The organism is Candidatus Pelagibacter sp. PS_11, assembly GCF_059417975.1.
Genome location: NZ_CM182075.1, coordinates 231,844 through 254,467 on the forward strand (window position 1 = coordinate 231,844; position 22,624 = coordinate 254,467).

24 protein-coding genes are annotated in these 22,624 nt (G+C 29.9%); 20 read left to right on the forward strand and 4 right to left on the reverse strand.

Annotation, left to right across the window (positions count from 1 at the left end; translation table 11 throughout):
* The first annotated feature begins 59 nt into the window (after positions 1-59).
* From ehuC to ehuA, 3 genes are read left to right on the forward strand one after another with little or no spacing between them, the layout of a single operon-like run.
* Positions 60-731, forward strand: coding sequence for an ectoine/hydroxyectoine ABC transporter permease subunit EhuC (gene ehuC, locus AC5SLT_RS01245; RefSeq protein ID WP_494592157.1), 672 nt, complete (start codon positions 60-62; stop codon positions 729-731).
* On the forward strand, positions 731-1,408 hold the full coding sequence (gene ehuD / locus AC5SLT_RS01250) for an ectoine/hydroxyectoine ABC transporter permease subunit EhuD (protein WP_271626802.1): 678 nt from the start codon (positions 731-733) through the stop codon (positions 1,406-1,408). Before ehuC ends, ehuD begins: the two co-directional genes overlap by 1 nt.
* Complete coding sequence (ehuA, locus tag AC5SLT_RS01255; RefSeq protein ID WP_271626803.1) at positions 1,409-2,203, forward strand: ectoine/hydroxyectoine ABC transporter ATP-binding protein EhuA; 795 nt, start codon at positions 1,409-1,411, stop codon at positions 2,201-2,203.
* A gap of 16 nt (positions 2,204-2,219) precedes the next feature.
* Here ehuA and AC5SLT_RS01260 read toward each other — a convergent pair whose 3' ends face one another.
* On the reverse strand, positions 2,220-2,762 hold the full coding sequence (locus tag AC5SLT_RS01260) for a TraR/DksA family transcriptional regulator (protein ID WP_278386568.1): 543 nt from the start codon (positions 2,760-2,762) through the stop codon (positions 2,220-2,222).
* A gap of 78 nt (positions 2,763-2,840) precedes the next feature.
* Here AC5SLT_RS01260 and AC5SLT_RS01265 point away from each other — a divergent pair, with 78 nt between their 5' ends.
* Together AC5SLT_RS01265 and AC5SLT_RS01270 are read left to right on the forward strand one after the other, a co-directional pair.
* On the forward strand, positions 2,841-4,163 hold the full coding sequence (locus AC5SLT_RS01265) for a glycosyltransferase family 39 protein (protein WP_494592565.1): 1,323 nt from the start codon (positions 2,841-2,843) through the stop codon (positions 4,161-4,163).
* The gene (locus AC5SLT_RS01270; protein ID WP_494592159.1) at positions 4,160-5,032 is read left to right on the forward strand and encodes a glycosyltransferase family 2 protein; all 873 of its coding nucleotides are present in this window, start codon (positions 4,160-4,162) and stop codon (positions 5,030-5,032) included. Before AC5SLT_RS01265 ends, AC5SLT_RS01270 begins: the two co-directional genes overlap by 4 nt.
* Here the strand turns inward: AC5SLT_RS01270 and AC5SLT_RS01275 are convergent.
* Together AC5SLT_RS01275 and AC5SLT_RS01280 are read right to left on the reverse strand one after the other, a co-directional pair.
* Positions 5,025-6,305, reverse strand: coding sequence for a Y-family DNA polymerase (locus AC5SLT_RS01275; RefSeq protein ID WP_494592161.1), 1,281 nt, complete (start codon positions 6,303-6,305; stop codon positions 5,025-5,027). The two genes, AC5SLT_RS01270 and AC5SLT_RS01275, sit on opposite strands and share 8 nt — an antisense overlap.
* Positions 6,283-6,678, reverse strand: coding sequence for a LexA family protein (locus AC5SLT_RS01280; RefSeq protein ID WP_006997268.1), 396 nt, complete (start codon positions 6,676-6,678; stop codon positions 6,283-6,285). Before AC5SLT_RS01280 ends, AC5SLT_RS01275 begins: the two co-directional genes overlap by 23 nt.
* A gap of 165 nt (positions 6,679-6,843) precedes the next feature.
* Between AC5SLT_RS01280 and AC5SLT_RS01285 the strand changes: the two genes are divergently transcribed.
* From AC5SLT_RS01285 to alaS, 6 genes are all read left to right on the forward strand, one after another.
* Positions 6,844-7,413, forward strand: a complete 570-nt coding sequence (locus AC5SLT_RS01285; RefSeq protein ID WP_494592163.1) for an SOUL family heme-binding protein — start codon at positions 6,844-6,846, stop codon at positions 7,411-7,413.
* Complete coding sequence (locus tag AC5SLT_RS01290; protein WP_494592165.1) at positions 7,414-7,776, forward strand: GFA family protein; 363 nt, start codon at positions 7,414-7,416, stop codon at positions 7,774-7,776. It abuts the gene before it with no gap.
* Between the two features lie 6 nt (positions 7,777-7,782).
* Complete coding sequence (locus tag AC5SLT_RS01295) at positions 7,783-8,709, forward strand: uridine kinase (RefSeq protein WP_494577079.1); 927 nt, start codon at positions 7,783-7,785, stop codon at positions 8,707-8,709.
* The gene (locus tag AC5SLT_RS01300; RefSeq protein ID WP_494592166.1) at positions 8,709-10,007 is read left to right on the forward strand and encodes a TolC family outer membrane protein; all 1,299 of its coding nucleotides are present in this window, start codon (positions 8,709-8,711) and stop codon (positions 10,005-10,007) included. The genes AC5SLT_RS01295 and AC5SLT_RS01300 overlap by 1 nt, the downstream gene beginning before the upstream one ends.
* 104 nt (positions 10,008-10,111) lie before the next feature.
* Complete coding sequence (gene recA, locus AC5SLT_RS01305) at positions 10,112-11,263, forward strand: recombinase RecA (RefSeq protein WP_494592168.1); 1,152 nt, start codon at positions 10,112-10,114, stop codon at positions 11,261-11,263.
* Positions 11,264-11,360: 97 nt separating this feature from the next.
* Positions 11,361-14,030, forward strand: coding sequence for an alanine--tRNA ligase (alaS, locus tag AC5SLT_RS01310; protein WP_494592170.1), 2,670 nt, complete (start codon positions 11,361-11,363; stop codon positions 14,028-14,030).
* On the opposite strand, the gene AC5SLT_RS01315 is transcribed toward alaS, so the two are convergent.
* Positions 14,023-15,237: an NADP-dependent isocitrate dehydrogenase gene (locus AC5SLT_RS01315; RefSeq protein ID WP_006997261.1), complete on the reverse strand. Its 1,215-nt coding sequence runs from the start codon at positions 15,235-15,237 to the stop codon at positions 14,023-14,025. The two genes, alaS and AC5SLT_RS01315, sit on opposite strands and share 8 nt — an antisense overlap.
* A gap of 77 nt (positions 15,238-15,314) precedes the next feature.
* Between AC5SLT_RS01315 and AC5SLT_RS01320 the strand changes: the two genes are divergently transcribed.
* The 9 genes from AC5SLT_RS01320 to panB are packed head-to-tail and all read left to right on the forward strand — an operon-like array spanning position 15,315 to position 22,621.
* Complete coding sequence (locus AC5SLT_RS01320; protein ID WP_494592171.1) at positions 15,315-15,962, forward strand: phosphatidylserine decarboxylase; 648 nt, start codon at positions 15,315-15,317, stop codon at positions 15,960-15,962.
* Between the two features lie 3 nt (positions 15,963-15,965).
* Entirely contained in the window at positions 15,966-16,769 is an 804-nt protein-coding gene (gene pssA, locus AC5SLT_RS01325) for a CDP-diacylglycerol--serine O-phosphatidyltransferase (RefSeq protein WP_494592173.1), read from the forward strand.
* Positions 16,770-17,681: a glycosyltransferase gene (locus tag AC5SLT_RS01330; RefSeq protein WP_494592175.1), complete on the forward strand. Its 912-nt coding sequence runs from the start codon at positions 16,770-16,772 to the stop codon at positions 17,679-17,681.
* Positions 17,682-18,293, forward strand: coding sequence for an RlmE family RNA methyltransferase (locus tag AC5SLT_RS01335; protein WP_006997257.1), 612 nt, complete (start codon positions 17,682-17,684; stop codon positions 18,291-18,293). It abuts the gene before it with no gap.
* 37 nt (positions 18,294-18,330) lie between these two features.
* On the forward strand, positions 18,331-19,407 hold the full coding sequence (gene guaB, locus AC5SLT_RS01340; protein ID WP_494592176.1) for an IMP dehydrogenase: 1,077 nt from the start codon (positions 18,331-18,333) through the stop codon (positions 19,405-19,407).
* A complete protein-coding gene (locus tag AC5SLT_RS01345; RefSeq protein ID WP_494577087.1) occupies positions 19,407-19,844 on the forward strand; it encodes a tetratricopeptide repeat protein in 438 nt (145 codons plus the stop codon). The genes guaB and AC5SLT_RS01345 overlap by 1 nt, the downstream gene beginning before the upstream one ends.
* Positions 19,834-21,399 carry a glutamine-hydrolyzing GMP synthase gene (guaA, locus tag AC5SLT_RS01350; RefSeq protein WP_494592178.1) on the forward strand — a complete coding sequence of 522 codons (1,566 nt, stop codon included), beginning with the start codon at positions 19,834-19,836 and terminating at the stop codon, positions 21,397-21,399. The genes AC5SLT_RS01345 and guaA overlap by 11 nt, the downstream gene beginning before the upstream one ends.
* Positions 21,400-21,425: 26 nt before the next feature.
* Complete coding sequence (locus tag AC5SLT_RS01355; protein WP_278386540.1) at positions 21,426-21,845, forward strand: VOC family protein; 420 nt, start codon at positions 21,426-21,428, stop codon at positions 21,843-21,845.
* A gap of 2 nt (positions 21,846-21,847) precedes the next feature.
* Complete coding sequence (gene panB, locus AC5SLT_RS01360) at positions 21,848-22,621, forward strand: 3-methyl-2-oxobutanoate hydroxymethyltransferase (RefSeq protein WP_494577089.1); 774 nt, start codon at positions 21,848-21,850, stop codon at positions 22,619-22,621.
* Positions 22,622-22,624 lie beyond the last annotated feature (3 nt).

The window sequence follows — 22,624 nt, forward strand, 5'->3', positions numbered from 1 at the left end:
TCAGGCGATGAAAAAAAGTCGCCTGATTTTTTTTTAAATTTACTGTAAAGGTTTTAACTTTGAATTATTTTTCATTTTTAGCTGAGCATGGATCTACAATGCTATTAGGGACGGTCACTACACTTAAAGTGCTAGTTTGTGCTACCATTTTATATGTAATTATCTCTATAATTTTTGGGTTGATGCGTGTATCTAATAATTCAGTTATCCAAGGCGTTGCAACAGTATATATAGAATTTTTTAGAGGAACTTCTTTACTAGTTCAGCTGTTCTGGTTTTATTATGTCCTGCCTTTTTTTGGCATTTCACTAGAGGCATTTACTGCTGGAGTTGTTGCAATAGGAATGAACTTTGGAGCTTATGGAGCAGAAATTGTCAGAGGTGGAATATTAGCAGTACCTAAAGGGCAGTGGGAAGGGGCTCATGCTTTAAATTTTAGTCCTTTTAAAAGAATGAAAAATATTATTATTCCTCAAATTTTTCCAATCATATTACCTCCTGCAGCAAACTTAACTGTAGAGCTTTTAAAGGCAACAGCTCTAGTTGCATTAGTAACTGTTGTTGATTTAACATTTGAAGCAAAACAAATTAATGCAATCACCTGGTTATCTGCACAATGTTTTGGAACTGCACTTATAATATATTATATAATATCTAGATTTTTTCTTGTCCCTTTTTTACGTTGGTTAGAAGTTGTAGCTGCAAGAAAAGTTGGAAGAGGCAAAGTATAATGAACGCAGAGTGGAAATGGGATTTTGCTTTTCAAATTCTACCCCAAATGTTATGGGCAACACTAAATACTATAATGGCGGCAGGCATAGGTTATGCTATTGCAGCTGTTGTGGGTTTATTGTTTTTATTAGGTCAAAGAACACCTTATAAATTTATAAATATAATTGTTAGAGAAATTATCGAATTTATTCGTTCAACACCTCTGCTTATTCAATTATTTTTTGTTTATTTTGTAGGACCACAATTTGGAATTACATTGTCAGCTTGGGTTTGTGCAATGATAACTATAGGTCTGCATTTTGGGACTTATCTTTCAGAGGTTTATAGAGGTGCATTAGAGGGTGTTCCAAAAACACAATGGGAAGCTTGTAGAGCTTTAAATTTCACAACTTTATATACATATAGAAGAATAGTTTTGCCCCAAGCTTTTCCAATAGCAATCCCGGGAATGGGAAATTATTTAGTAGGAATATTTAAAGACACGCCACTACTTTCGACAATTGGTGTTGCAGAATTATTTCATGCAGCAACAGCTGTAGGAGGTTATCACTATCGTTATTTAGAACCATACACTATAGTTGGAATTATTTTCTTAGCTCTTTCTATTCCAGCTGCTATGGGTATTAGAAAATTAGAAAGATCAGTAAATAAAGCTCAAGGAAAGGTAAAAAATTAAATGGAACATAAAAAAGAAACTAGCGATGTCTTGGTAAAATTCTCTGATGTTACCAAACAATATGGAGACCTTGTTGTTTTAGATAAGCTTAATTTAGAAATCAAAAAAAATGAAATGGTTTCAATTATTGGTCCATCTGGATCTGGAAAAACTACTGTCTTAAGAGTTTTAATGACTTTAGAAAAAATTAATCAAGGTATAATCCATTTAGATGGTGAGCCTTTAACCCATATGATGGAGAAAGAAAAACTTGTTTTTGCTAATGAAAAATACTTAAGAGAAAGACGTTCAAAAATTGGAATGGTATTCCAGCAATTTAATCTTTTCCCTCACATGACTGCCCTTCAAAACTGTATTGAGGCACCAATTGAAGTATTGGGTATGAAAAAAGAAGAAGCAGAAGAAAGAGCTTTAGATTTATTAGATCTAGTAGGATTGTCAGATAAAAAAGATGAACATCCTTCAAGATTATCAGGTGGTCAGCAGCAACGAGTTGCGATAGCCAGAGCCCTAGCAATGAGACCAAAGGTTATGCTTTTAGACGAAATTACATCTGCGTTAGATCCAGAGGTTGTTGGTGAAGTTTTAAATGTAATTAGATCTTTGAATAAAGAGCATGATCTTACTATGATTATGGTCACACACCAAATGGGTTTTGCTAAAGAAATATCAGACCGAGTGTGTTTTTTTAATGAGGGTAAAATTTTTGAACAAGGGTCCCCTGAACAATTGTTTGATAATCCTCAAAATGAAAGAACTAAACAATTTTTACATGCCGTTCTTGATGCTAACTAGAAAATAAATTTAGACTTTAATCGTCAGCGTATACTTTTTCATCTTTTTCATGCTTTTCTTGTGCTGCAATACAAAGATGGGCAACTGGTCTTGCCATCAATCTTTTTAATCCAATTGGCTCAGCAGTTTCTGCACAAAATCCAAAAGTTTTATCTTTTATTCTCATTAAAGCTTGGTCAATTTTAGAAATTAATTTGATTTGTCTATTAATTGCTTTCATTTCTACAGTTTTATCCGTGTAAGAACTTGCTTGATCAACAATATCTGCTGAAACACTGTTGTCATCCATTGACCCATTGTAAAGAGCTTCATTATTTGCTTTTACCAATTCTTTTTTCCATTCAGTAAGTTTTATCTTAAAAAAAGATAAATGCTTATCACACATATATTTTTCTGTTTCTTTTGGGATATATGTTTTTGAAATTTTAATTGGTGCCTTTACTTTGATTTCAGGTGTACTATTTTTTTTTATTACTTTAGTAGCTTTTTTGACTACAGCAGCAACTTTTTTTGTTTTAGCTGTTGGTTTTTTAGTAGACGGTTTTGAGATTTTAGGCATATGTATAAATTTAGTGGCCGGAGTATATTCAGCAATTAATACGTGTCAAGCAAGCTTAATTCATATAAAATCAATGAAATGTTAATCAATAAAAACAATATAAATAAATTGTTTTATAGTTTTCTTATAATTCATTTAATTTTATGGACATTGATTCCAACATTAACAAATAACAATTTACCACTTGATACAATTGAAGCCTTGGCTTGGGGAAGTAATTTAGATTGGGGATTTAATAAACATCCGCCAGCGAGTGCATTTTTTCCAGAAGTTATTTATCAAGCATTTGGTTCGCGAGACTGGGTTTATTACTTGTTAAGTCAATTGTTTGTAGTAACTGCATTTATTATTGTTTTTAAGTTTGCTGAAGAACTTTTTAAGAATAAAACTTTAAGCTTAATATCGGTACTTCTTTTAGAGGGTATTTATTTCTATAATTTTACAACACCCGAATTTAATGTGAATGTTTGCCAATTACCTTTTTGGTCGTTGTGTGTTTATTATTCTTGGAAAATATTTGATAAAAAAGTAATAAACTTTAAACATTGTTTTTTGCTTGGAGTTTTTGCAGCCGTAGGTTTTTTATCAAAATATCTTTTTGTTTACCTTCTAATATCAATAGTCCTATTATTTTTTTATATAATTTTTGTAAAAAAATATCAAAAATTTGATTTTAAATATCTAATATCTTTTGAGGTCTTTATTGTTTTATTAATTCCTCATTTAATTTGGTTAACTAATAATGATTACATTACGATTACATATGGGCTAGCCAGAACAGGGCTTGAGAATTCAAGTTTATTAGATCATATAACTTACCCTTTAATATTTTTAGGCAAACAAATAGGAACACTAATTCCATTTTTTTTAATGTCGTTTTTTTTAATAAAAAAAATTAAGTTAAAAATAACTTTAAAAGATAAGAAGCTATTGTTCTTAATATTTATTAATCTAATTCCAATTGGATTAATGTTCTTAACTTCCATGTTAACAGGGTCTAAAATAAGAACAATGTGGATGACCCCATTTTATTTATTTTTTGGCGTATTCATTATCTATATTTTTCAAGCACAAATAAATCTTAAAAAGTTAAATGGGTTTATATCAATATTTTTGATCTTGTTTATTTTTTCACCCTTTGCTTATGCTTATATTTCAATTACTGAAACTGACAAAAGAACAGATTATTTAGGTAAAGAAATAGCAATTAAAACTGAATACTTATGGAAGCAAAATTATACATTGCCAATTAATGTTGTCCTTGGCGATGAATGGCATGCTGGAAATTTATCATATCACCTAAATTCTAGACCCGTTTGGGAAGGGGTGATTACAAAAGATAAGCTTAATTCATTGTCGAAATATATTTGCATCGATAATATTTGTGTAGGAAATAGATGAGCAAGATAAAAATTTTAATCCCTATATATAATGATTGGCAGTCAGCTTTTAAACTTTTAGAAGATATAGACTTACAAGTTAGAGATTTAAAGCATGAATTCTCAATTATAATGGTCAACGATTGCTCTACGGAAGAAAAACCTACCAATGATTTTAATTTTAATAACCTTACGTCTATCAAAATAATCAACATGAAAACAAATAAGGGACATGCTAGATGTAATGCGTCTGGCTTAAGATATATTGCTGAGCATGAAGATTACGATTATATAATTCCAATGGATGGAGATGGTGAAGATAGACCGGAAGAAATAACTCTTCTTATTAATAAGATAAATAACTATCCTGATAAAGTTATTACAGCTAATAGAGTAAAAAGATCTGAAGGTTCTTTCTTTAAACTTTGTTACCTTTTACACAAATATTTAACTTTTGTTTTCACCGGACAGTCTATTAAGTTTGGTAATTTTATTTGCTTACCTAAATTTGCAGTTAACAAAATGATAAAAGATAAAGCAACATGGAGTAGTTTTTCAGGAGCTGTTGCTAAACTATTTAAAGATAGAAAATCTATCCCATCAATAAGAGGTAAAAGATTTTTTGGTCCATCGAAAATGAGTTTTATTAACTTATTAAAACACTCACTATCAATTATAGCTGTTTTTAAAATGACACTATTGATTAGATCTATATTTTTTTTAATTGCTTACTTATTTTTAGTTGCCGGTAATCTATCATGGATTACATTATTGCCTGTTATAGGAGTTATTATTATGGTGATTTCAGTAATTATACTTTCTCAGAGAGAAAGTATTTTAGAATTTGAAAATTCTTTAGAAAATATTAGCAGCATAGATCAACTTAAATAGCTTTTATTATTGGTAGCGAATGAAAATCAGCTGTATCTATCTTTGAAGAGTGATCTCTTCTCATATTCCATTTTTTATTTACTCCAGCGCTAGCTAAACTTAATGTTGATCGTCCATACTTATAATTTGTGCTATCAATAGATCTCATTAAGCCTTTAATTTTCTCATCTTTTTCAGTGGAAAATAGATTTTTACTGCCACTTGAATTAACTAAACCAGTCAGTGTTATGCCTGCTTTTTGATATCTGTATCCATTAATAAAGATTTCATTTAAAGCAATCATAGCAGTTTTAACTATTTCAATACTATTATGGGTAGCTATTGGAAAATCTATAGTTTTAGCATTTGAATAATATACCCCTCTATTTTGAAAAGGGCTTGTTCTAACAGACACAGTTATTGATTTTGCTATTAAAGATTCTGATCTAATTTTTTCTGAAGCATTTAAGCAATAACTTGCAACTGCCTCTTCTAACTCTTGAAACTTTTCAACTCTTGTACCAAATGATCTTGACACTACACAACTTTTTCTTTTGGAAGTTTTAGTTTCTAGTGGGATACAAGGAATACCTCTAAGCTCTAATGCAGTTCTGGAACTTAAAACATTAGAACTTTTTTTAATCCAAGTATTTGACATATTTTTTAATTGTTTGGCATTATAAATTCCATTTTGATGATAAAATTTTGTCATCTGTTTACCAACTCCCCACACATCATTGATATCTATTTTTTCTAATAGTGGATCAATATTTTCAATTCCTATCAAGTTTGTAACACCAGATTGTTTTTTCTTTGCTATATGATTTGCAATTTTGCTTAGTGTTTTTGTTTTAGCAATACCAATGCTAGTTGGAATTCCTGTCCATTGTAAAACAATGCTTCTAATTTCTTTTCCCACATCTTCTACTTCATCATCTGGATAATTACTCAAATCTAAAAAAGCCTCATCTACTGAATATATTTCTAACTCAGGATTAAATCTTTTTAAAGTTCTCATCACTCTTCTAGATAAATCTCCATACAAAGAATAATTTGAAGAAAATACATAAACTCTATTTTTAAGTATTATTTCTTTAGCTTTAAAGTAAGGCTCACCCATTTTAATACCAAGAAACTTTGCCTCATTTGATCTTGCAATAATGCAGCCATCATTATTCGACAATACAACAACTGGCTTATTTCTAATCTTAGGATTGAATAATCTTTCACAGGAAACATAAAATGAATTACAATCTACCAATGCTATTTTCTTAGTACGTTGAATGGATGACATAAGTCACAACCCCCCAAATAAACACTTCAGACTCATCTCCAATAATTATTTTATCTTCAATATTTTTTGAACCAGATGTTAAAAATTGTCCATCTTTAGATCTAACAAAACTTTTAACAACTAACTCATCGTGAACATTTGCAACCACTGTTGAAAAATTTTTAGGTTTTAAGCTTCTATCAATAACTAATAAGTCACCATCATAAATACCAACATCAGTCATCGATTTTCCCTGAACTCTAATGATAAAAGTTGCAGGAACATTTTTGATTAAGTGAACATTAAGATCTACATCTTCTTCAATATAATCTGTTGCAGGAGAGGGAAAGCCAGCTCCAGCTTTATGTAAGTAAAAGGGAATAGTTAATTTCATGTTCTTGTTTTGTTCTAATATATAGACTAGTTATACAGTACACGCAATAGGTTGTATTTTGAGTCTGTAACTGAATCAAAAGTGAATCAAAACGTGAACATTGAAACTACATTTTGTGCTCTTGTGGATAACTTCAACCAGAGATAGTTTAAGCTTCATATTAAAATGAAAAAATTTCTATCAATTGTGTTTCTTGGCTTAATTATAACTTCTAACAGCATGTCTTATGAAGAAGCAAATTATGAAGTAGTGAAAAAAAATGAAGTTTATGAAATCAGAAAATATTCTGATCGTTTAGCAATTGAAACAGATATATCAAATGAAGGCAACAGTTTTAGAAAACTATTTAACTACATATCAGGCAACAATGTTAAAAATGAAGAGATTAAGATGACAACACCAGTCACCCAAATGGAAAAAAAAGGAAATATGACCATGCAATTTTATTTACCTTCAAGATTTAATAAAGAAAACATACCAAGCCCGTCTAATTCAGATGTTAAAATATTAAATATTAAAGGTGGTTATTATGCAGTTATTAGATACTCAGGAAGGGCTTCTGATAAAAATTTTATTAAACATAAAAGCATTTTAGAAAATGAATTAAAAAAAGATAATATGATAATTTTGAGCCCACCTATTAAAGCAACTTACGATGGACCTTTCACACTACCCATGAACAGAAGAAATGAAGCAATGTTTGAAATAAATATAAAAAATAAAGGAGAAATATAAATGAAAAAACTAACATGTCACTGTGGAGAAGTAGAAGCAGAAATAAACGTGCCTGATAACTTAGAAAAAGTTTTAAAATGTAATTGTTCTATTTGTAAAAGAAAAGGAGCAATAATGTCTATGGTTGAGAACGAAGATTTTAAAATAATTAAAGGTGAGGATAAATTAAAACTTTATCAATTTCATTCAAAAATTGCAAAACACTATTTTTGTTCGAACTGCGGAATTTATACACATCATAATCCAAGAGCCAATCCAGCTATGACAGGATTTAATCTTGGATGCGTAGATGAAATAAATACGTTTGAATTAGAAAATGTTGCAGTCAACGATGGGCAAAATCATCCTCTAGACAATAAGTAATTTTTTATGCAAGCAGTTAATGATTGTTTTAAAAAAGTAAAAAAAGATTGTTTTAAATTTATCTCTTCTCAAGAAACTAAGAAGGATAAATTTAAAAATAAAGATAAGATGATCAAATCTTTTTTAATACCTGTTAGTTTTTGGATAGCAAAAAAGATTAATAAAAAAAAACCATTAATGATAGGTTTGGCTGGAGGACAAGGGTCAGGCAAAACAACTATCTCATCAATTTTAACTTTAATTTTAAAAAAATATTTTAAGTTAAATGTTTTTAAAGTTTCTATCGATGATTTTTATAAAACAAGAAAAGACAGAACATTATTGTCTAAAAATAAACACCCTTTATTAATGACAAGAGGAGTACCAGGAACTCACGATGTAGACTTAATGTTAAATTTTTTTAAACAGATTAAAGATAAAAACTTTAAAAGTTTACAAATTCCAACATTTAATAAAGCAATAGATGATAGGTGCCAAAAGAGCTTATGGTATAAAATCAAAACAAAGCCTGATGTGGTCATTTTTGAAGGTTGGTGTGTTGGAGCAAGAGCCCAATCAAGTAGCCAGCTTAAAAAACCAATTAACTCACTTGAAAAAGTTTATGATCAAGGAACTAAATGGAGAACCCATGTTAACAATCAATTAAAAACTAAATACAAAACCTTATTCAAACAATTAGATGGATTACTGTATCTAAAGGCTAAAAACTTTAGCTTATTGAGAGAATGGAGATTAAAACAGGAGCGAAAGCTCTGGGTTCAAACAAAAAACAAGAAAAATCTAAAGATTATGAGCAGTGGAGATGTGATAAACTTTATGCAGACTTATCAAAGAATTACTCAACAAATGTTTAAAGATGCGATAAAAAGCTCATCAGTTATAATGAATTTAAATAGCAATCATCAGATTGAAAAAATAAAGTTTAAAAAATAATGAAAAAAATAATATTAATATTCTTAGCCATTATTCTTTTTAATGGAAAAGCTTTTTCAGTACCTTTATCAAAAGCATTGTTTCAAGCGTATAATGAAAACCCAGTATTAAACGCAGAACGTGAAAATATTCAAGTTTCTAGAGAAGATGTAAAAATATCAAGAAGTGAGTTTTTACCAAGTGTGACACTGTCAGGTTCTAAGAGCCAAGAAAATACAGAAAAGTTAACTGATGGAACAGGTGCTAATTCATCTTTTACTGATGTCGATCCAAAAACTCAATCAATAGATATTGAGCAAAAATTATTCCAAGGATTTGCAGGTATAGCCAGCATGGAAAAAAGTAAAATTGGATTAACTTTAGCTGAGGCAAAACTTTTAAAAACTGAACAAGAGATTTTGTACCAAGCTATTGAAGCTTACTCAGGTTTAGTTTTTTCTGATGAAAAACTTAAGATTAATCAAGATAACGTTAACCTGCTAAAGAGACAAGTTGAGACCAATCAAGCAAGATTAGAAAGAGGTCAAATTACTATATCTGATTTAGCACAATCCGAGTCTTCACTTGCAGGTGCACAAGCACAATTTTTACAAGCAAAAAATGAAACAATTACAGCTAAGCTAACCTATGAAAAAATTATAGGCCCAATTGTAAATACTAATACTTTGAGCAAGAATTCAGATTTAACTTTTGAATTACCAAAAGATTTAAATGAAGCAATTGAAATTTCAAAAACAACTAATCCAAATTTAATTATTTCAAGGTTAGAGTATGAACAATCTGAACAAGATGTAACTATAGCCAGATCTGATCTATCACCGTCTGCATCTTTATCCTTTAATAGTTCAAAATCAGACAACGTAAGCTCAAGTATTGGAGAGCGTGATAAAGAAATATTAAAAGCAACTATTTCATGGCCAATTTTTAATGGTGGAAAAAATACTGCCTCATTAAATAAAAGTAAAAATTTGAAAAATAGAAAAAAATTATTATTAGATAATACCTTAAAAACAAATGATGCAAATATTGCAAGTGCATGGTCAAGCTTTCAAGTATCAAAAAGTTTATTGAATTCAGTTACTGCGCAAGTTAAAGCTGCAGAAACGGCAAACGAAGGAATAACAGTTGAATATGAAACAGGTCTTGGAAGATCTACACTTGATGTTATTCAATCAAACTCAATTTTATTAAACTCAAAAATAAGCCTAGCAAACTCTGAAAGAAATTATTTACTTTCACAATTTAAACTTCTTCAAGCCATTGGTTTGTTGAATAGTAATTACTTAAAAATACAGTAATTAAGCCATTTTATTATAAAAAAAATAACTATTGAAAATAAGAACAAAATGTGTACATTTAAGAGACGATTCGAACACTAATTATTTAATAAAAAAGGCATAAAATGACTAAAAACAACCTAAAAGTAGTTAAATCTACAAAAGCGCAACAATCAGAAGGCAACGAAAAAAACAAAGCTTTGGACGCGGCAATGAGCCAAATTATCGATAATTTTGGAAAAGGATCGGTAATGAAACTTGGCCAAAGAAGAGCAATGGACGTCGAGTCTATTTCAACAGGATCATTAAGTTTAGATGTAGCGCTTGGAATAGGAGGCTTACCAAAAGGAAGAGTTATTGAAGTCTATGGACCAGAATCATCTGGTAAAACAACTTTAGCATTGCAAGTATTAGCAGAAGCCCAAAAAGCTGGAGGAATTTGTGCGTTTATAGATGCAGAGCATGCCTTAGATCCAATTTATGCAAAAAAACTTGGTGTAGATACTGAAGAATTATTAATTTCACAACCTGATACTGGCGAACAAGCTTTAGAAATAGCTGATACTTTAGTTAAATCAGGATCGATTTCTGTTATCGTAATTGACTCTGTTGCAGCACTAACACCTAGAGCTGAAATTGAAGGAGAAATGGGAGATCACCATGTAGGACTTCAATCAAGATTAATGAGTCAAGCTTTAAGAAAACTAACAGGTTCAATCTCAAGCACGAACACAATGATGATTTTTATTAACCAAATTAGAATGAAAATTGGAGTTATGTTTGGAAGTCCAGAGACTACATCTGGTGGAAATGCACTTAAGTTTTATTCATCTGTTAGAATGGACATTAGAAGAATTGGTGCCATTAAAAATGGAGATGAAATTATTGGTAACTCAACAAGAGTTAAAGTGGTTAAAAATAAAGTAGCACCACCATTTAAAGTTGTTGAATTTGACCTAATGTACGGCAAAGGTATTAGTAAAGTAGGTGAATTAGTTGACCTTGGTGCAAAAGCTGACATTGTTGAAAAAGCTGGAGCCTGGTATGCTTATAAAGGTGAAAAAATTGGCCAAGGAAGAGAAAATGCTAAAACTTATTTAGAGCAAAATCCTCAAATTGCTGCAGAAATTGAAATGGCAATTAGAGAAAAAGCTGGAGTGATAGCAAAAAAAATTGAAGGTAATCCACTTGATCCTGAAAAAGCAGCAAAAGATCAAATAGAAGATCCTAAAGTGGAAATGAAAGAAGAAGTAACACCTCCATCTAAAAAGAATTAGTTAAAGTCATCTTTAATTATTAAAAGGCGCTTAATTTAAGCGCCTTTTTTCCCTACACTTATCTAGACATCAAATAAAAAAGCTGTATTTTAATTATATGGCCGACATAACGCTAAATCAAATCAGAACAACTTTTTTAGATTATTTTGAAAAAAATGATCACAAGATTGTTGAGTCTAGTAATTTAGTTCCAAATAATGATCCAACATTAATGTTTGCAAATTCAGGAATGGTACAATTTAAAAATGTATTCACCGGATTAGAAAAAAGAGACTATGTAAGAGCAACAACTTCCCAAAAATGTGTAAGGGCAGGTGGTAAGCATAACGACCTTGAAAATGTAGGCTATACACCAAGACACCATACATTTTTTGAAATGCTTGGAAATTTTTCATTTGGAGATTATTTTAAAGAAGAAGCAATTAGTTACGCATGGAATTTAATAAATAAAGAGTTCGGAATTGATAAAAATCGCCTCTATGTAACAGTTTATCATGACGATGAAGAAGCATTTAACTTTTGGAAGAAAATAGCTGGTTTTAGTGATGATAGAATAATCAAGATAGCAACGTCAGATAACTTTTGGTCTATGGGTGACACAGGGCCTTGTGGACCATGTTCTGAAATATTTTATGATCACGGTGACCATCTAGAGGGTGGTTTACCTGGCACTAAAAACGAAGATGGCAATAGGTTTATAGAAATATGGAATTTAGTATTCATGCAATATGAGCAAATTTCAAAAGATAAGAGAATAAATTTACCAAAACCATCTGTGGATACGGGTATGGGTCTTGAGAGAATAGCAGCACTATTACAGGGAACACACGATAACTACGAAACAGATCATTTTAAAAAACTAATACTATCTGCATCTGACACATTAAACGTTAAGGTAACTGATGATAATCAATCAAGTTTTAGAGTAATAGCAGATCATTTACGAGCAAGTTCATTTTTATTAGCAGAAGGAGTTCTACCTTCTAATGAAGGTAGAGGTTATGTGCTTAGAAGGATTATGAGACGTGGAATGAGACACTCACATTTACTAGGCTCTAAAAAACCAGTCTTCTATAATATTTTTAAAACGCTTCTAGAAGAAATGTCTAACAATTATCCAGAACTTGAAAGAGCACAATCTTTAATAAAAGAAACATTAAAAACAGAAGAAGAAAAGTTTTTGGTTTTATTAGATAGAGGGATAAAAATATTAAATGAAGAGCTAGAGAAAGTAGAAAAGACATTACCTGGTGAAGTGGCATTTAAGCTTTATGATACATTTGGTTTTCCATTAGATTTAACAGAAGATATTTTGAAAAATAAATCAATGACTGTCGATGGGGAGAAGTTTGATTTATTAATGAAAGAAAGCAAAGAATTAGCAAAAAAAAATTGGAAAGGATCAGGGGATAGTTCGGTAGATCAAATTTGGTTTGATATAAAAGATCGTTTAGGGGCAACTGATTTTTTAGGATATTCTACAGATAAAGCAGAAGGTGTAGTCACTTTAATTCTTAAAAATAATAAAGAGGTTCAAGATCTACAAGAAAACGATGAAGGCATTATAATAACAAATCAAACACCTTTTTATGGAGAGTCAGGAGGACAAGTTGCAGATATTGGAATAATCTCTAAAGAGGCTTTTGAATTTGAAGTGTCTGATGTTCAAAAAAAATTAGGGGATTTATTTGTTCATTATGGAAAAGTTAAAAAAGGTTCAGTTAAACTAAAAGACAGTGTTGAATTAAAAATAGATACACAGAGAAGAAACAATATTAGAGCTTACCATTCTGCCACTCATTTGTTGCACGAAGCATTAAGAAGAGTTTTGGGTGAGCATGTAACCCAAAAAGGATCTTTAGTTCAATCTGATCGATTAAGATTTGATTTTAGTCATATGAAACCTATTTCAGACGAAGAGATTAGAAAAATTGAACATTATGTAAACTCAATAATTGAAAAAAAGTCAGAGGTGAAAACAAGAATAATGACACCAAAAGAAGCTGTTGAAAATGGTGCCTTAGCTTTATTTGGAGAAAAATATGGTGATGAAGTTAGAGTTTTGTCTATGGGAGATGAAGAAGGTAAATTTTTCTCAACTGAATTATGTGGAGGAACTCACGTTGTAAACACCGCTGATATTGGAAAATTTAAGATTATTAGCCAATCATCTATTGCTGCAGGCGTAAGAAGAGTTGAAGCATTAAGAGATGTGCAGTTAACTGATTTTTTAAAAGAAAAAGAAAACCAATCCAATTTGTCGGATCAAAAAAATGAGGCAGTTATAAAAGAATTAGAGACAAAGATTATTAAATTAGGAGGAAAACCTAATCTTCAAAACAAGGATCAAGTAACTTTAATAAAAGACCTTAATAAACAATTTGATCAACTTTCAGTTATCTCAATATTAAAAGATAAAGAAAAAAATAAAATCAATGATCAAACTATTAATGGATTTAAAGTTAGATTTCAAAATATTATAGATTTACCATTTAAAGATTTACGTAAACTAATTGATGAAGGCAAAAAAGAAATTGGTGAAGGATTAGTTATAATTTATGCAATCAATGATAATAAAGTTGGATTAGCTGTAGGTGTTACTAAAACATTAGTAGGCAAGTTTGATGCTGTAAAAATTGTTAAGGCAGGCTCAGAGATTATTGGTGGAAAAGGTGGAGGTGGAAGAACTGATTTCGCACAAGCTGGTGGAACATTGCCCAATAAAATTGAAGAGTCTTTTGAAAATATTAAAAAATTAATTAATTAAGCTTTTTCTTAAGCTGACCATCTAACTCATCTAAAAATTGATTAGTCGTTAGATAATTACTTGAGGGCCCAATTAAAATTGCCAAATCTTTTGTCATTGATCCATTTTCAACACAATCAATACAAACTTTTTCTAATGTAGTTGAAAATTTAATCAAATCTTCATTACCATCTAATTTTCCTCTATGTGCCAAACCTCTAGTCCAAGCAAAAATTGAAGCAATTGGATTTGTAGAAGTCTCTTTACCTTCTTGATGCATTCTGTAGTGTCTAGTTACAGTTCCGTGAGCCGCTTCTGCTTCCATAGTTTTTCCATCTGGTGCAAGAAGAACACTTGTCATTAGCCCTAATGATCCATAACCTTGAGCCACAGTATCAGATTGAACATCTCCATCATAATTCTTACAAGCCCAAATATATTTACCACTCCATTTCATAGCACAAGCAACCATGTCATCAATTAGTCTATGCTCATAAGTAATGTTAAGTTTATCAAAATCAGATTTAAACTCTTTATCAAAAATATCTTGGAAGATATCTTTGAACCTACCATCATAAATTTTTAAAATAGTATTTTTTGTAGAAAGATAAACAGGCCATTTTTTAATTATTCCATAGTTAAAGCAAGATCTTGCAAAATCTTCTATAGATTTATCTAAATTGTACATCGATAAAGCAATTCCTGGTCCAGGAAAGTTAAAGACCTCATATTTAATTTCATCACTGCCATCTTCTGCAGTCCATTTTATTTCCATTTTACCTTTACCAGGTACTTTAAAATCTGTTGCTCTATATTGATCGCCAAAAGCATGTCTTCCAATAATTAAAGGATCTGTCCAAGTTGGAACAAGTTTTGGAATATTTTTACAAATTATAGGCTCTCTAAAAACTGTACCTCCAAGAATATTTCGTATCGTTCCGTTTGGAGATCTCCACATTTTTTTTAATTTAAACTCTTCAACTCGTGCTTCATCCGGAGTAATTGTTGCACATTTTATACCAACACTATGTTCTTTAATTGCGTTAGCAGAATCTATTGTTATTTGATCATCGGTATCGTCACGACTTTTCATACCAAGATCGTAGTATTTAATATCCAAATCTAAATAAGGCAAAATCAGTTTACTTTTGATGAATTCCCAAATGACTCTAGTCATCTCATCACCGTCTAGTTCAACAACTGGATTTTTAACCTTTATTTTAGCCATAAATGAATAATATATATTAGTAATTGTAATTTAGTGCTTTATATACATATTAATAAAAAATTATCAAATAGAAGCTTATGTTAGAGAAAATTTTCCCAAAAATTCATTCTGAAGGTTACAAATTTTTAGCGATAGCTATCATTGTAACAATATTTTTATATGTCCTGAGCACTTTTCTAGGATTAATTGGTCTAGTGTTATCGATATGGGTTTATTATTTTTTTAGAGATCCAGAGCGAATTTCAATAAATGATGAAAACTATCTAACCAGTCCTGCTGACGGTGAAGTTTTGATGGTCCATGAAGTAGATGGTCCAAAAGAATTAGGTTTAGAAGATAAAAAATTTACTAAGATTAGTATCTTTATGAACGTATTTGACTGTCACGTAAATCGAACTCCTTGTGAAGGTAAAATTTCAGAAATACTTTATAAGCCTGGAAAATTTTTAAATGCATCACTTGATAAAGCAAGTGAAGACAATGAAAGAAACTATTACAAGATAACAAATACTCATGGCGAAGAAATAATAGTTGTTCAAATCGCCGGTTTAATTGCCAGAAGAATTGTTTGCGAATCTTCAAAGGATCAACAATTACAACAAGGTGAAAGAATTGGTATGATTAGATTTGGAAGTAGAGCTGACGTTTATTTTGAGAATTATGAATCGTTAGTTAAAGTTGGACAAAAAACAATTGCTGGTGAAACACTATTAGCTAAAAAGTAGCTTATGGAACAACCAAAAAATAATTTTAAAATAGTATCAGATAAAAAAGCTAGAATGCTTTTGCCTAATGCACTGACATTAATAAATGTGTGTATTGGATTAAGTTCCATTAAATTTGCATTAGATGAAAAGTTTGAATTATCCATTATAGCTATTATTTTTGCCGCAATTTTTGATGCATTAGATGGCAGAGTTGCAAGAATGTTAAAAGGAACTTCTTTAGTTGGAAAAGAATTAGACTCATTGGCGGATTTAATTAGCTTTGGAGTGGCTCCTGCTTTTATAATGTATTTTTGGTCTTTAAATAATTTAGGTAAATTTGGCTGGTTACTCACAATGATTTTTGTAGTTTGTGTTGCCCTTAGACTTGCAAGATTTAATGTAAGTTCAAACTCTGAACCATCATGGAAAGACAATTACTTTGAGGGTGTGCCGTCACCTGCAGGTGGAATTTTGGTATTGATGCCTTTAATATTAAGTCTAAGCGAGATAAATTTAATCAAAATTAATTACGATATAGTAGTACCAATACTGTTTATTTTGATATCATTTTTATTGATCAGTAAAGTACCTACATTTGCATTTAAAAAAATTTCTATTCCTCGTCATTTGACAATTTTTGCATTGTTTGGTGTTGTTTTATTTTTTGGACTTTTATTAATATACACATTTAAAGTTTTGGTCATTTGTGGATTAATCTATATTTGCTTAATTCCAGTTGGATATTTTAGTTATCAAAAAATTAATAAACAGAAATTTTTAAATGGTGAAAGTGACACTAAAGAAGACCTTGAAGATATTCTATAGATGAAAAAAAATGTAATTGTATCTCTGGCAGACTCAAATTACTTTGAATTACTTAATGAATTGGTCGATTCTATTAAAAGTTTTGAACAAAGCAAAGATACAGCAATTTGCATTTTAGATGCAGGTTTATCCGATCAACAAAGAGATATATTGTCTAAAAAAGTAGACGAAATTAAATCAGCCGAATGGGATATTGATGTTCCAGCATTTAAAGTAAAAGGAAGAGAATGGCTAAAGAGTCAAGTTTCTAGGGCTTTCTTACCAAAATATTTTCCTAGTTATGAAAAATTCTTATGGATAGATTGTGACGCTTGGGTAGGAGATTGGAATTCAATAGAGCTTTATTTTAAGGCCTGTGAAAATGGAAAATTAGGAATTACTCAAACCTTTACACCAGGATATAAAATAATGTCTAAAGTTAAATGGATATTTGGACAATTAGCAATAATTAAATCTCAAAATTTTAAACATGCAATAAAGTCAAAAATTGGAATAGATAAAGCGCGGAAGCTTGCTTTTGCACCACATATTAATATTGGTGTTTTTTCTTTAGAAAAAAATTCAGTTGGCTGGACGACTTGGCAAAAAAATTTAGAACAAACACTTAAAGCTGGAAATATTTTTGGTTCAGAACAATTGGCTATTAACATGTCAGTTTATATTGACGATTTAGAAACAGAGTTCTTACCTCATAATTGCAACTGGTTAGTTAGTAATCTTTTACCAAAATTTAATGAAAAAGAAAAAAGCTTTGTGGAGCCTTACCTACCCAATCATAAATTGGGTATAATACATCTTGCATCTGGGATTTGGGATGGAGATAAAGACATGAGATTACATAAAGAAGTAAAGATAGACATAAAAACTTTAGAGGGTAAAATTTTATCAAAAAGCTTAAGGTTTGGTCATTAATTGAAAAAAAATAGAATTTCTAAAAACTGGATTAATAAACAAAAAAGAGATATTTATGTTAGACAATCTCAGGTAGACGGGTATCGAGCCAGATCAGCATATAAATTAATAGAAATAGATGAAAAATTTAAGATATTTAAAAATGGAATATCTGTAATCGATTTAGGGGCATCACCTGGTAGCTGGTCTCAATACATTTCAAGAACAGTAAAAAGTGGAAGATTAGTTTCAATTGACTTAAAAGGTATGGAAGAAATTGAGAATACAATCCAAATCAAAGGTGATTTTACTGATTTAGAATCTCAAGAAAAAATAAAAGCTTTATTCAAATCAAAAGTTGATGTTGTTGTCTCTGATATGGCTGTAAATACAACGGGTATAAAAGATATAGATGCAATTTATACTGGCGAACTTGCAATGGAGGCTATGAATTTTTCCAAAGAAATGTTGGTTAAAGAAGGACGATTTGTCTCTAAGATTTTTCTAGGCTCATCATTTAACGAAATTGTTGCTTTGGGTAAAAAATTATTTAAAGAAGTGAAGGTGTTTAAACCCAAGTCTAGCAGAAAAGAATCTAAGGAAAGTTTTATTATTTGTAAAATCTTAAGATAGGGACTTTTTTTTTGAGGGGAATCATATATAAATGATTATGGATCCTATAAAAGAAGCTCTCACTTTTGACGATGTTACAATGGCACCAAAATACTCAGAAGTTTTACCTTCTGAAGTTGATACCAGCACTAAATTATCATCTAATTTAACATTAAAAATACCTTTATTATCCTCTGCAATGGATACAGTTACGGAGAGCAAAATGGCAATAGCAATAGCTAAAGCTGGAGGCATTGGTGTAATTCACAGAAATTTGGATATTAAAAAACAAGTTGAAGAAATTAAAAAGGTTAAAAGATTAAACTTATTAGTTGGTGCGGCAGTTGGAGCTGGTCCATTAGAACTTAAAAGAGCAAAAGCAATTTTAAAAGAAAAAGTTGATTTAATTGTTGTGGATACAGCTCATGGACATAGCAAAAAAGTAGCTGAAATCATTAAAGCTATAAAAAAATTAAAAACAAACAAAACAACTCTATGTGCTGGAAATATTGCAACAACTGAAGCAGCAAAATTTCTAATAAAATTAGGAGTAGATATTATTAAAGTTGGAATAGGGCCAGGATCAATTTGTACAACTAGGCTAGTTGCAGGTATTGGTGTACCGCAATTAAGTGCGATCCTTGCAGTTAAAAAAGGTGTTAAAAATAATAAAGTAAAAATAATTTCAGATGGTGGAATTAAATATTCAGGGGATTTAGCTAAAGCATTGTCAGCAGGTGCCGATGCTATAATGATTGGTTCTTTGTTTGCAGGAAGCTTAGAAACACCTGGAAAATTAATTAAAAAAAATGGTAAGTTATTTAAAAGTTTTAGAGGAATGGGATCAGTTGGGGCGATGAATAAAGGATCAGCTGATAGATATTTTCAAACCAAACAAAAAGATATATCTAAATATGTTCCAGAAGGAGTAGAAGGTTTTGTGAAATATAAAGGTGATGTTAAAAGTATAATTTATAAATTAATTGGAGGATTAAAATCATCTATGGGATATCTTGGTGCTAAAAAAGTACCAAACCTTAAAAATAAACCGAATTTTGTAAAAATAACTAAGGCTGGTTTTTATGAAAGTATGGTTCATAATGTTGATCAAGTTAAAAATGAGAGCAAGTATTAATGAGAACAATAAATAAATTAATAATTGTCCTATTTTTAATTTTAAATTTTGGAAGCTCTTCTTTTGCAGAAAATAACTTTTTTGAAGAAGGAAAAAATAAATACGATGAACAAAAATATGAAGAATCTAAATTCTTGTTTCAGAGAAGTATTGTTTTTAACCCTAAGGACAAAGATTCATATTTGTATTTAGCAAAAATTTATAATTTTGAAGAGAACAAAAGAGAAGAACAGAAAAATATAGATACAGTGTTATTACTTGATCCAAAAAATGAAGAAGCAAACTACATGCTTATAGAAATAGAGTTAAAAAGATCTAATTATTCCAAAGTAAAAGAACTAGCAGATAATTTTTCAAAAATTTGCAATAAATTGTGTGATAAGAAAAATTCTATTTTAGAATCCTTAAAGAATTTGGAACCTAAAAATGAGTCTTAGTAATAATTTAAGTAAAATCTTAATAATCGATTTTGGTTCTCAATTTACACAATTAATTGCAAGAAGAGTAAGGGAATTAGGAGTTTTTTCAGAAATTGTAAGTCATAAAAAAATAAAAATAGCTCAAATTGCAAAAGATAATATTGCTGGAATAATACTGTCTGGTGGTCCTCTTAATGTTTACGAAAATGATAAATTTAAATTTGATAAGAGGATATTGAAACTTGGAATTCCAATCCTAGGCATATGTTTTGGACATCAGATATTGTCAAAACTATTAGGTGGCAAAGTTAAAAAATCAAAACATAGAGAGTTTGGTTTGGCTACTATAAGTAAAGTCTCCAATAGTATTTTAACTAAGAATTTTTTTAATAAAAATAATAGAAGTGATGTTTGGATGAGCCATGCTGATCAAGTATCAAAAATGCCAAAAAATTTTAAAATTATAGCTTCTACAAAAAACTCTAAATTAACAATTATTGAAAATATTAAAGAAAATTTTTATGGTGTACAATTTCACCCTGAAGTAACACACACTAATAAAGGTAAAATTTTATTAAGGAATTTTGTTTTTCTTATTTGTAAAATTAAAAAAAACTGGTCATCAAAAGATCAAAAATTAAAATTAATTAATGAAATTAAAGAGCAAGTAGGTGACAACAAAGTAATTTGTGGATTGTCGGGTGGTGTGGATAGTAGTGTGGTTGCACAATTATTAAGCAAAGCAATTGGAAAAAATTTAACTTGTATTTTTGTTAATAACGGTCTCTTAAGAAAAAATGAAGAAATACAAGTAGTTAATACTTTTAAGAAAAAATTAAAAATTAATTTGATTTATGTTAATGCAGAAAAAGAATTTATTACAAAATTAACAAATGTATCTGATCCTGAAAAAAAACGAAAAATCATTGGTAATCTATTTATTAAAATATTTGAAAGATATGCAAATAGAATTAAGAATGTTAAATTTCTTGCTCAGGGCACTCTTTATCCCGACTTAATTGAAAGTAAATCTGTGACTGGTAGTCAAACTTCAAAAATAAAATCACATCATAATGTGGGGGGCCTTCCTAAAAGAATGAAATTAAAATTAGTAGAACCTCTTAAATTTTTATTTAAAGATGAAGTTAGAAAATTAGGATTAGAACTTAATTTATCTAATGACATAATCTCTAGACATCCATTTCCTGGTCCTGGTCTAGCTATTAGAATGCCTGGTATTATAACTAATGAAAAAATTAAAATTTTAAAAGAGGCTGATTTCTATTTTATAAAAGCTTTAAGAGAACATGGGTTATATGATAAAATTTGGCAAGCATATGCTGCACTCCTACCAGTAAAAACTGTGGGTGTTATGGGAGATAATCGAACTTACGAACATATTTGTTTGTTAAGAGCAATTACCTCTGAAGATGGAATGACTGCTGATTTTTTTGATTTTCCTAAAGGTTTTATGCAATCAATTTCTAATCAAATTATTAATAATATTAGAGGTATAAACAGAGTTGTTTATGATGTTACTTCAAAACCACCTAGTACCATTGAATTAGAGTAATACTTTACTATAGAGTACATAATATTATGAAATATTTACACACCATGATCAGAATCTCAAACGTGGAAAAATCATTAGATTTCTACTGTAAGGGATTAGGTTTAATTGAAACTAGAAGAATGGAAAATGAGCAAGGCAGATTTACCTTAATTTTTCTAGCAGCACCTGGCGATGAAAAAGCTGAACTAGAGCTAACCTACAATTGGGATGGTGATAAGTTAGGTGATGGATCTCGTAATTTTGGTCACTTAGCATACCGTGTTGAAAATATTTATCAAACTTGTGAGAGACTTCAAGATATGGGATATACAATTAATAGACCGCCTAGAGATGGTCATATGGCATTTGTCAGATCTCCTGATAATATTTCTATAGAAATTTTACAAGAGGGTAATTTAGAAATTAAAGAACCTTGGGCCTCAATGAAAAATGAAGGTGTTTGGTAAAAATGAACAAAAAAATCTTAAACTTTATTAAAAAAAAAAATAAATCCAAAATTATAAGTCTTACTGCTTACTCTAAGAATATTGCATCAATAGTAGATAGACACTGTGATCTTGTTTTAGTAGGCGACTCCCTTGGATCTGTACTTTATAGTTTTTCTTCCACAAAAAAAGTGACATTAGATATGATGATTGAACATTCTAAAAGTGTAAGAATGGGTGTTAAAAAAAGCTTAATGGTAGTAGATATGCCTCATAATACTTACCGAAACCCAAAAGAAGCCTTAAATAATGCAAAAAAAATAATGTCTAAAACGAAGTGTGATGCAATTAAGCTTGAGGGGGGTAAAAAAGTTGTTCAAATAATTAAAACTTTAATTAAGAATAAAATTCCAGTAATGGGACATCTTGGTGTTCTTCCACAATCTGCAACAAATTTTAAATTTAAAGGAAAAAAGTTAACAGAAAGAAATAAAATTTTAAAGGACTCTAAACTTTTAGAAGAAGCTGGTGTATTTTCAATTGTTTTAGAGTGTGTTGAAAGTTCATTAGCAAAAGAAATTACAAAAACTGTTAAAGTTCCAACAATTGGTATTGGTGCATCAGTACACTGCGACGGACAAGTTCTGGTTACTGACGATCTAATAGGTTTAAACCCAATAAAAGTTAGATTTGTTAAAAAATTTTCTAATATTACAAAACAGATTAATACTGCTATAATTAAATTTAAAAATGAAGTTAAAAATAAAAAATTTCCAAAGAAAACTAATAGTTATTAAGAT

What these genes read in the sequence shown, in the direction of transcription:
- ehuD (WP_271626802.1), top strand. Translation starts at nt 731, where the DNA reads ATGAACGCAGAGTGGAAATGGGATTTTGCTTTTCAAATTCTACCCCAA.
- ehuA (WP_271626803.1), top strand. Translation starts at nt 1,409, where the DNA reads ATGGAACATAAAAAAGAAACTAGCGATGTCTTGGTAAAATTCTCTGAT.
- AC5SLT_RS01260 (WP_278386568.1), bottom strand. Translation starts at nt 2,762, where the DNA reads ATGCCTAAAATCTCAAAACCGTCTACTAAAAAACCAACAGCTAAAACA.
- AC5SLT_RS01265 (WP_494592565.1), top strand. Translation starts at nt 2,841, where the DNA reads ATGTTAATCAATAAAAACAATATAAATAAATTGTTTTATAGTTTTCTT.
- AC5SLT_RS01270 (WP_494592159.1), top strand. Translation starts at nt 4,160, where the DNA reads ATGAGCAAGATAAAAATTTTAATCCCTATATATAATGATTGGCAGTCA.
- AC5SLT_RS01275 (WP_494592161.1), bottom strand. Translation starts at nt 6,305, where the DNA reads ATGTCATCCATTCAACGTACTAAGAAAATAGCATTGGTAGATTGTAAT.
- AC5SLT_RS01280 (WP_006997268.1), bottom strand. Translation starts at nt 6,678, where the DNA reads ATGAAATTAACTATTCCCTTTTACTTACATAAAGCTGGAGCTGGCTTT.
- AC5SLT_RS01285 (WP_494592163.1), top strand. Translation starts at nt 6,844, where the DNA reads ATGAAAAAATTTCTATCAATTGTGTTTCTTGGCTTAATTATAACTTCT.
- AC5SLT_RS01290 (WP_494592165.1), top strand. Translation starts at nt 7,414, where the DNA reads ATGAAAAAACTAACATGTCACTGTGGAGAAGTAGAAGCAGAAATAAAC.
- AC5SLT_RS01295 (WP_494577079.1), top strand. Translation starts at nt 7,783, where the DNA reads ATGCAAGCAGTTAATGATTGTTTTAAAAAAGTAAAAAAAGATTGTTTT.
- AC5SLT_RS01300 (WP_494592166.1), top strand. Translation starts at nt 8,709, where the DNA reads ATGAAAAAAATAATATTAATATTCTTAGCCATTATTCTTTTTAATGGA.
- recA (WP_494592168.1), top strand. Translation starts at nt 10,112, where the DNA reads ATGACTAAAAACAACCTAAAAGTAGTTAAATCTACAAAAGCGCAACAA.
- alaS (WP_494592170.1), top strand. Translation starts at nt 11,361, where the DNA reads ATGGCCGACATAACGCTAAATCAAATCAGAACAACTTTTTTAGATTAT.
- AC5SLT_RS01315 (WP_006997261.1), bottom strand. Translation starts at nt 15,237, where the DNA reads ATGGCTAAAATAAAGGTTAAAAATCCAGTTGTTGAACTAGACGGTGAT.
- AC5SLT_RS01320 (WP_494592171.1), top strand. Translation starts at nt 15,315, where the DNA reads ATGTTAGAGAAAATTTTCCCAAAAATTCATTCTGAAGGTTACAAATTT.
- pssA (WP_494592173.1), top strand. Translation starts at nt 15,966, where the DNA reads ATGGAACAACCAAAAAATAATTTTAAAATAGTATCAGATAAAAAAGCT.
- AC5SLT_RS01330 (WP_494592175.1), top strand. Translation starts at nt 16,770, where the DNA reads ATGAAAAAAAATGTAATTGTATCTCTGGCAGACTCAAATTACTTTGAA.
- guaB (WP_494592176.1), top strand. Translation starts at nt 18,331, where the DNA reads ATGGATCCTATAAAAGAAGCTCTCACTTTTGACGATGTTACAATGGCA.
- AC5SLT_RS01345 (WP_494577087.1), top strand. Translation starts at nt 19,407, where the DNA reads ATGAGAACAATAAATAAATTAATAATTGTCCTATTTTTAATTTTAAAT.
- guaA (WP_494592178.1), top strand. Translation starts at nt 19,834, where the DNA reads ATGAGTCTTAGTAATAATTTAAGTAAAATCTTAATAATCGATTTTGGT.
- AC5SLT_RS01355 (WP_278386540.1), top strand. Translation starts at nt 21,426, where the DNA reads ATGAAATATTTACACACCATGATCAGAATCTCAAACGTGGAAAAATCA.
- panB (WP_494577089.1), top strand. Translation starts at nt 21,848, where the DNA reads ATGAACAAAAAAATCTTAAACTTTATTAAAAAAAAAAATAAATCCAAA.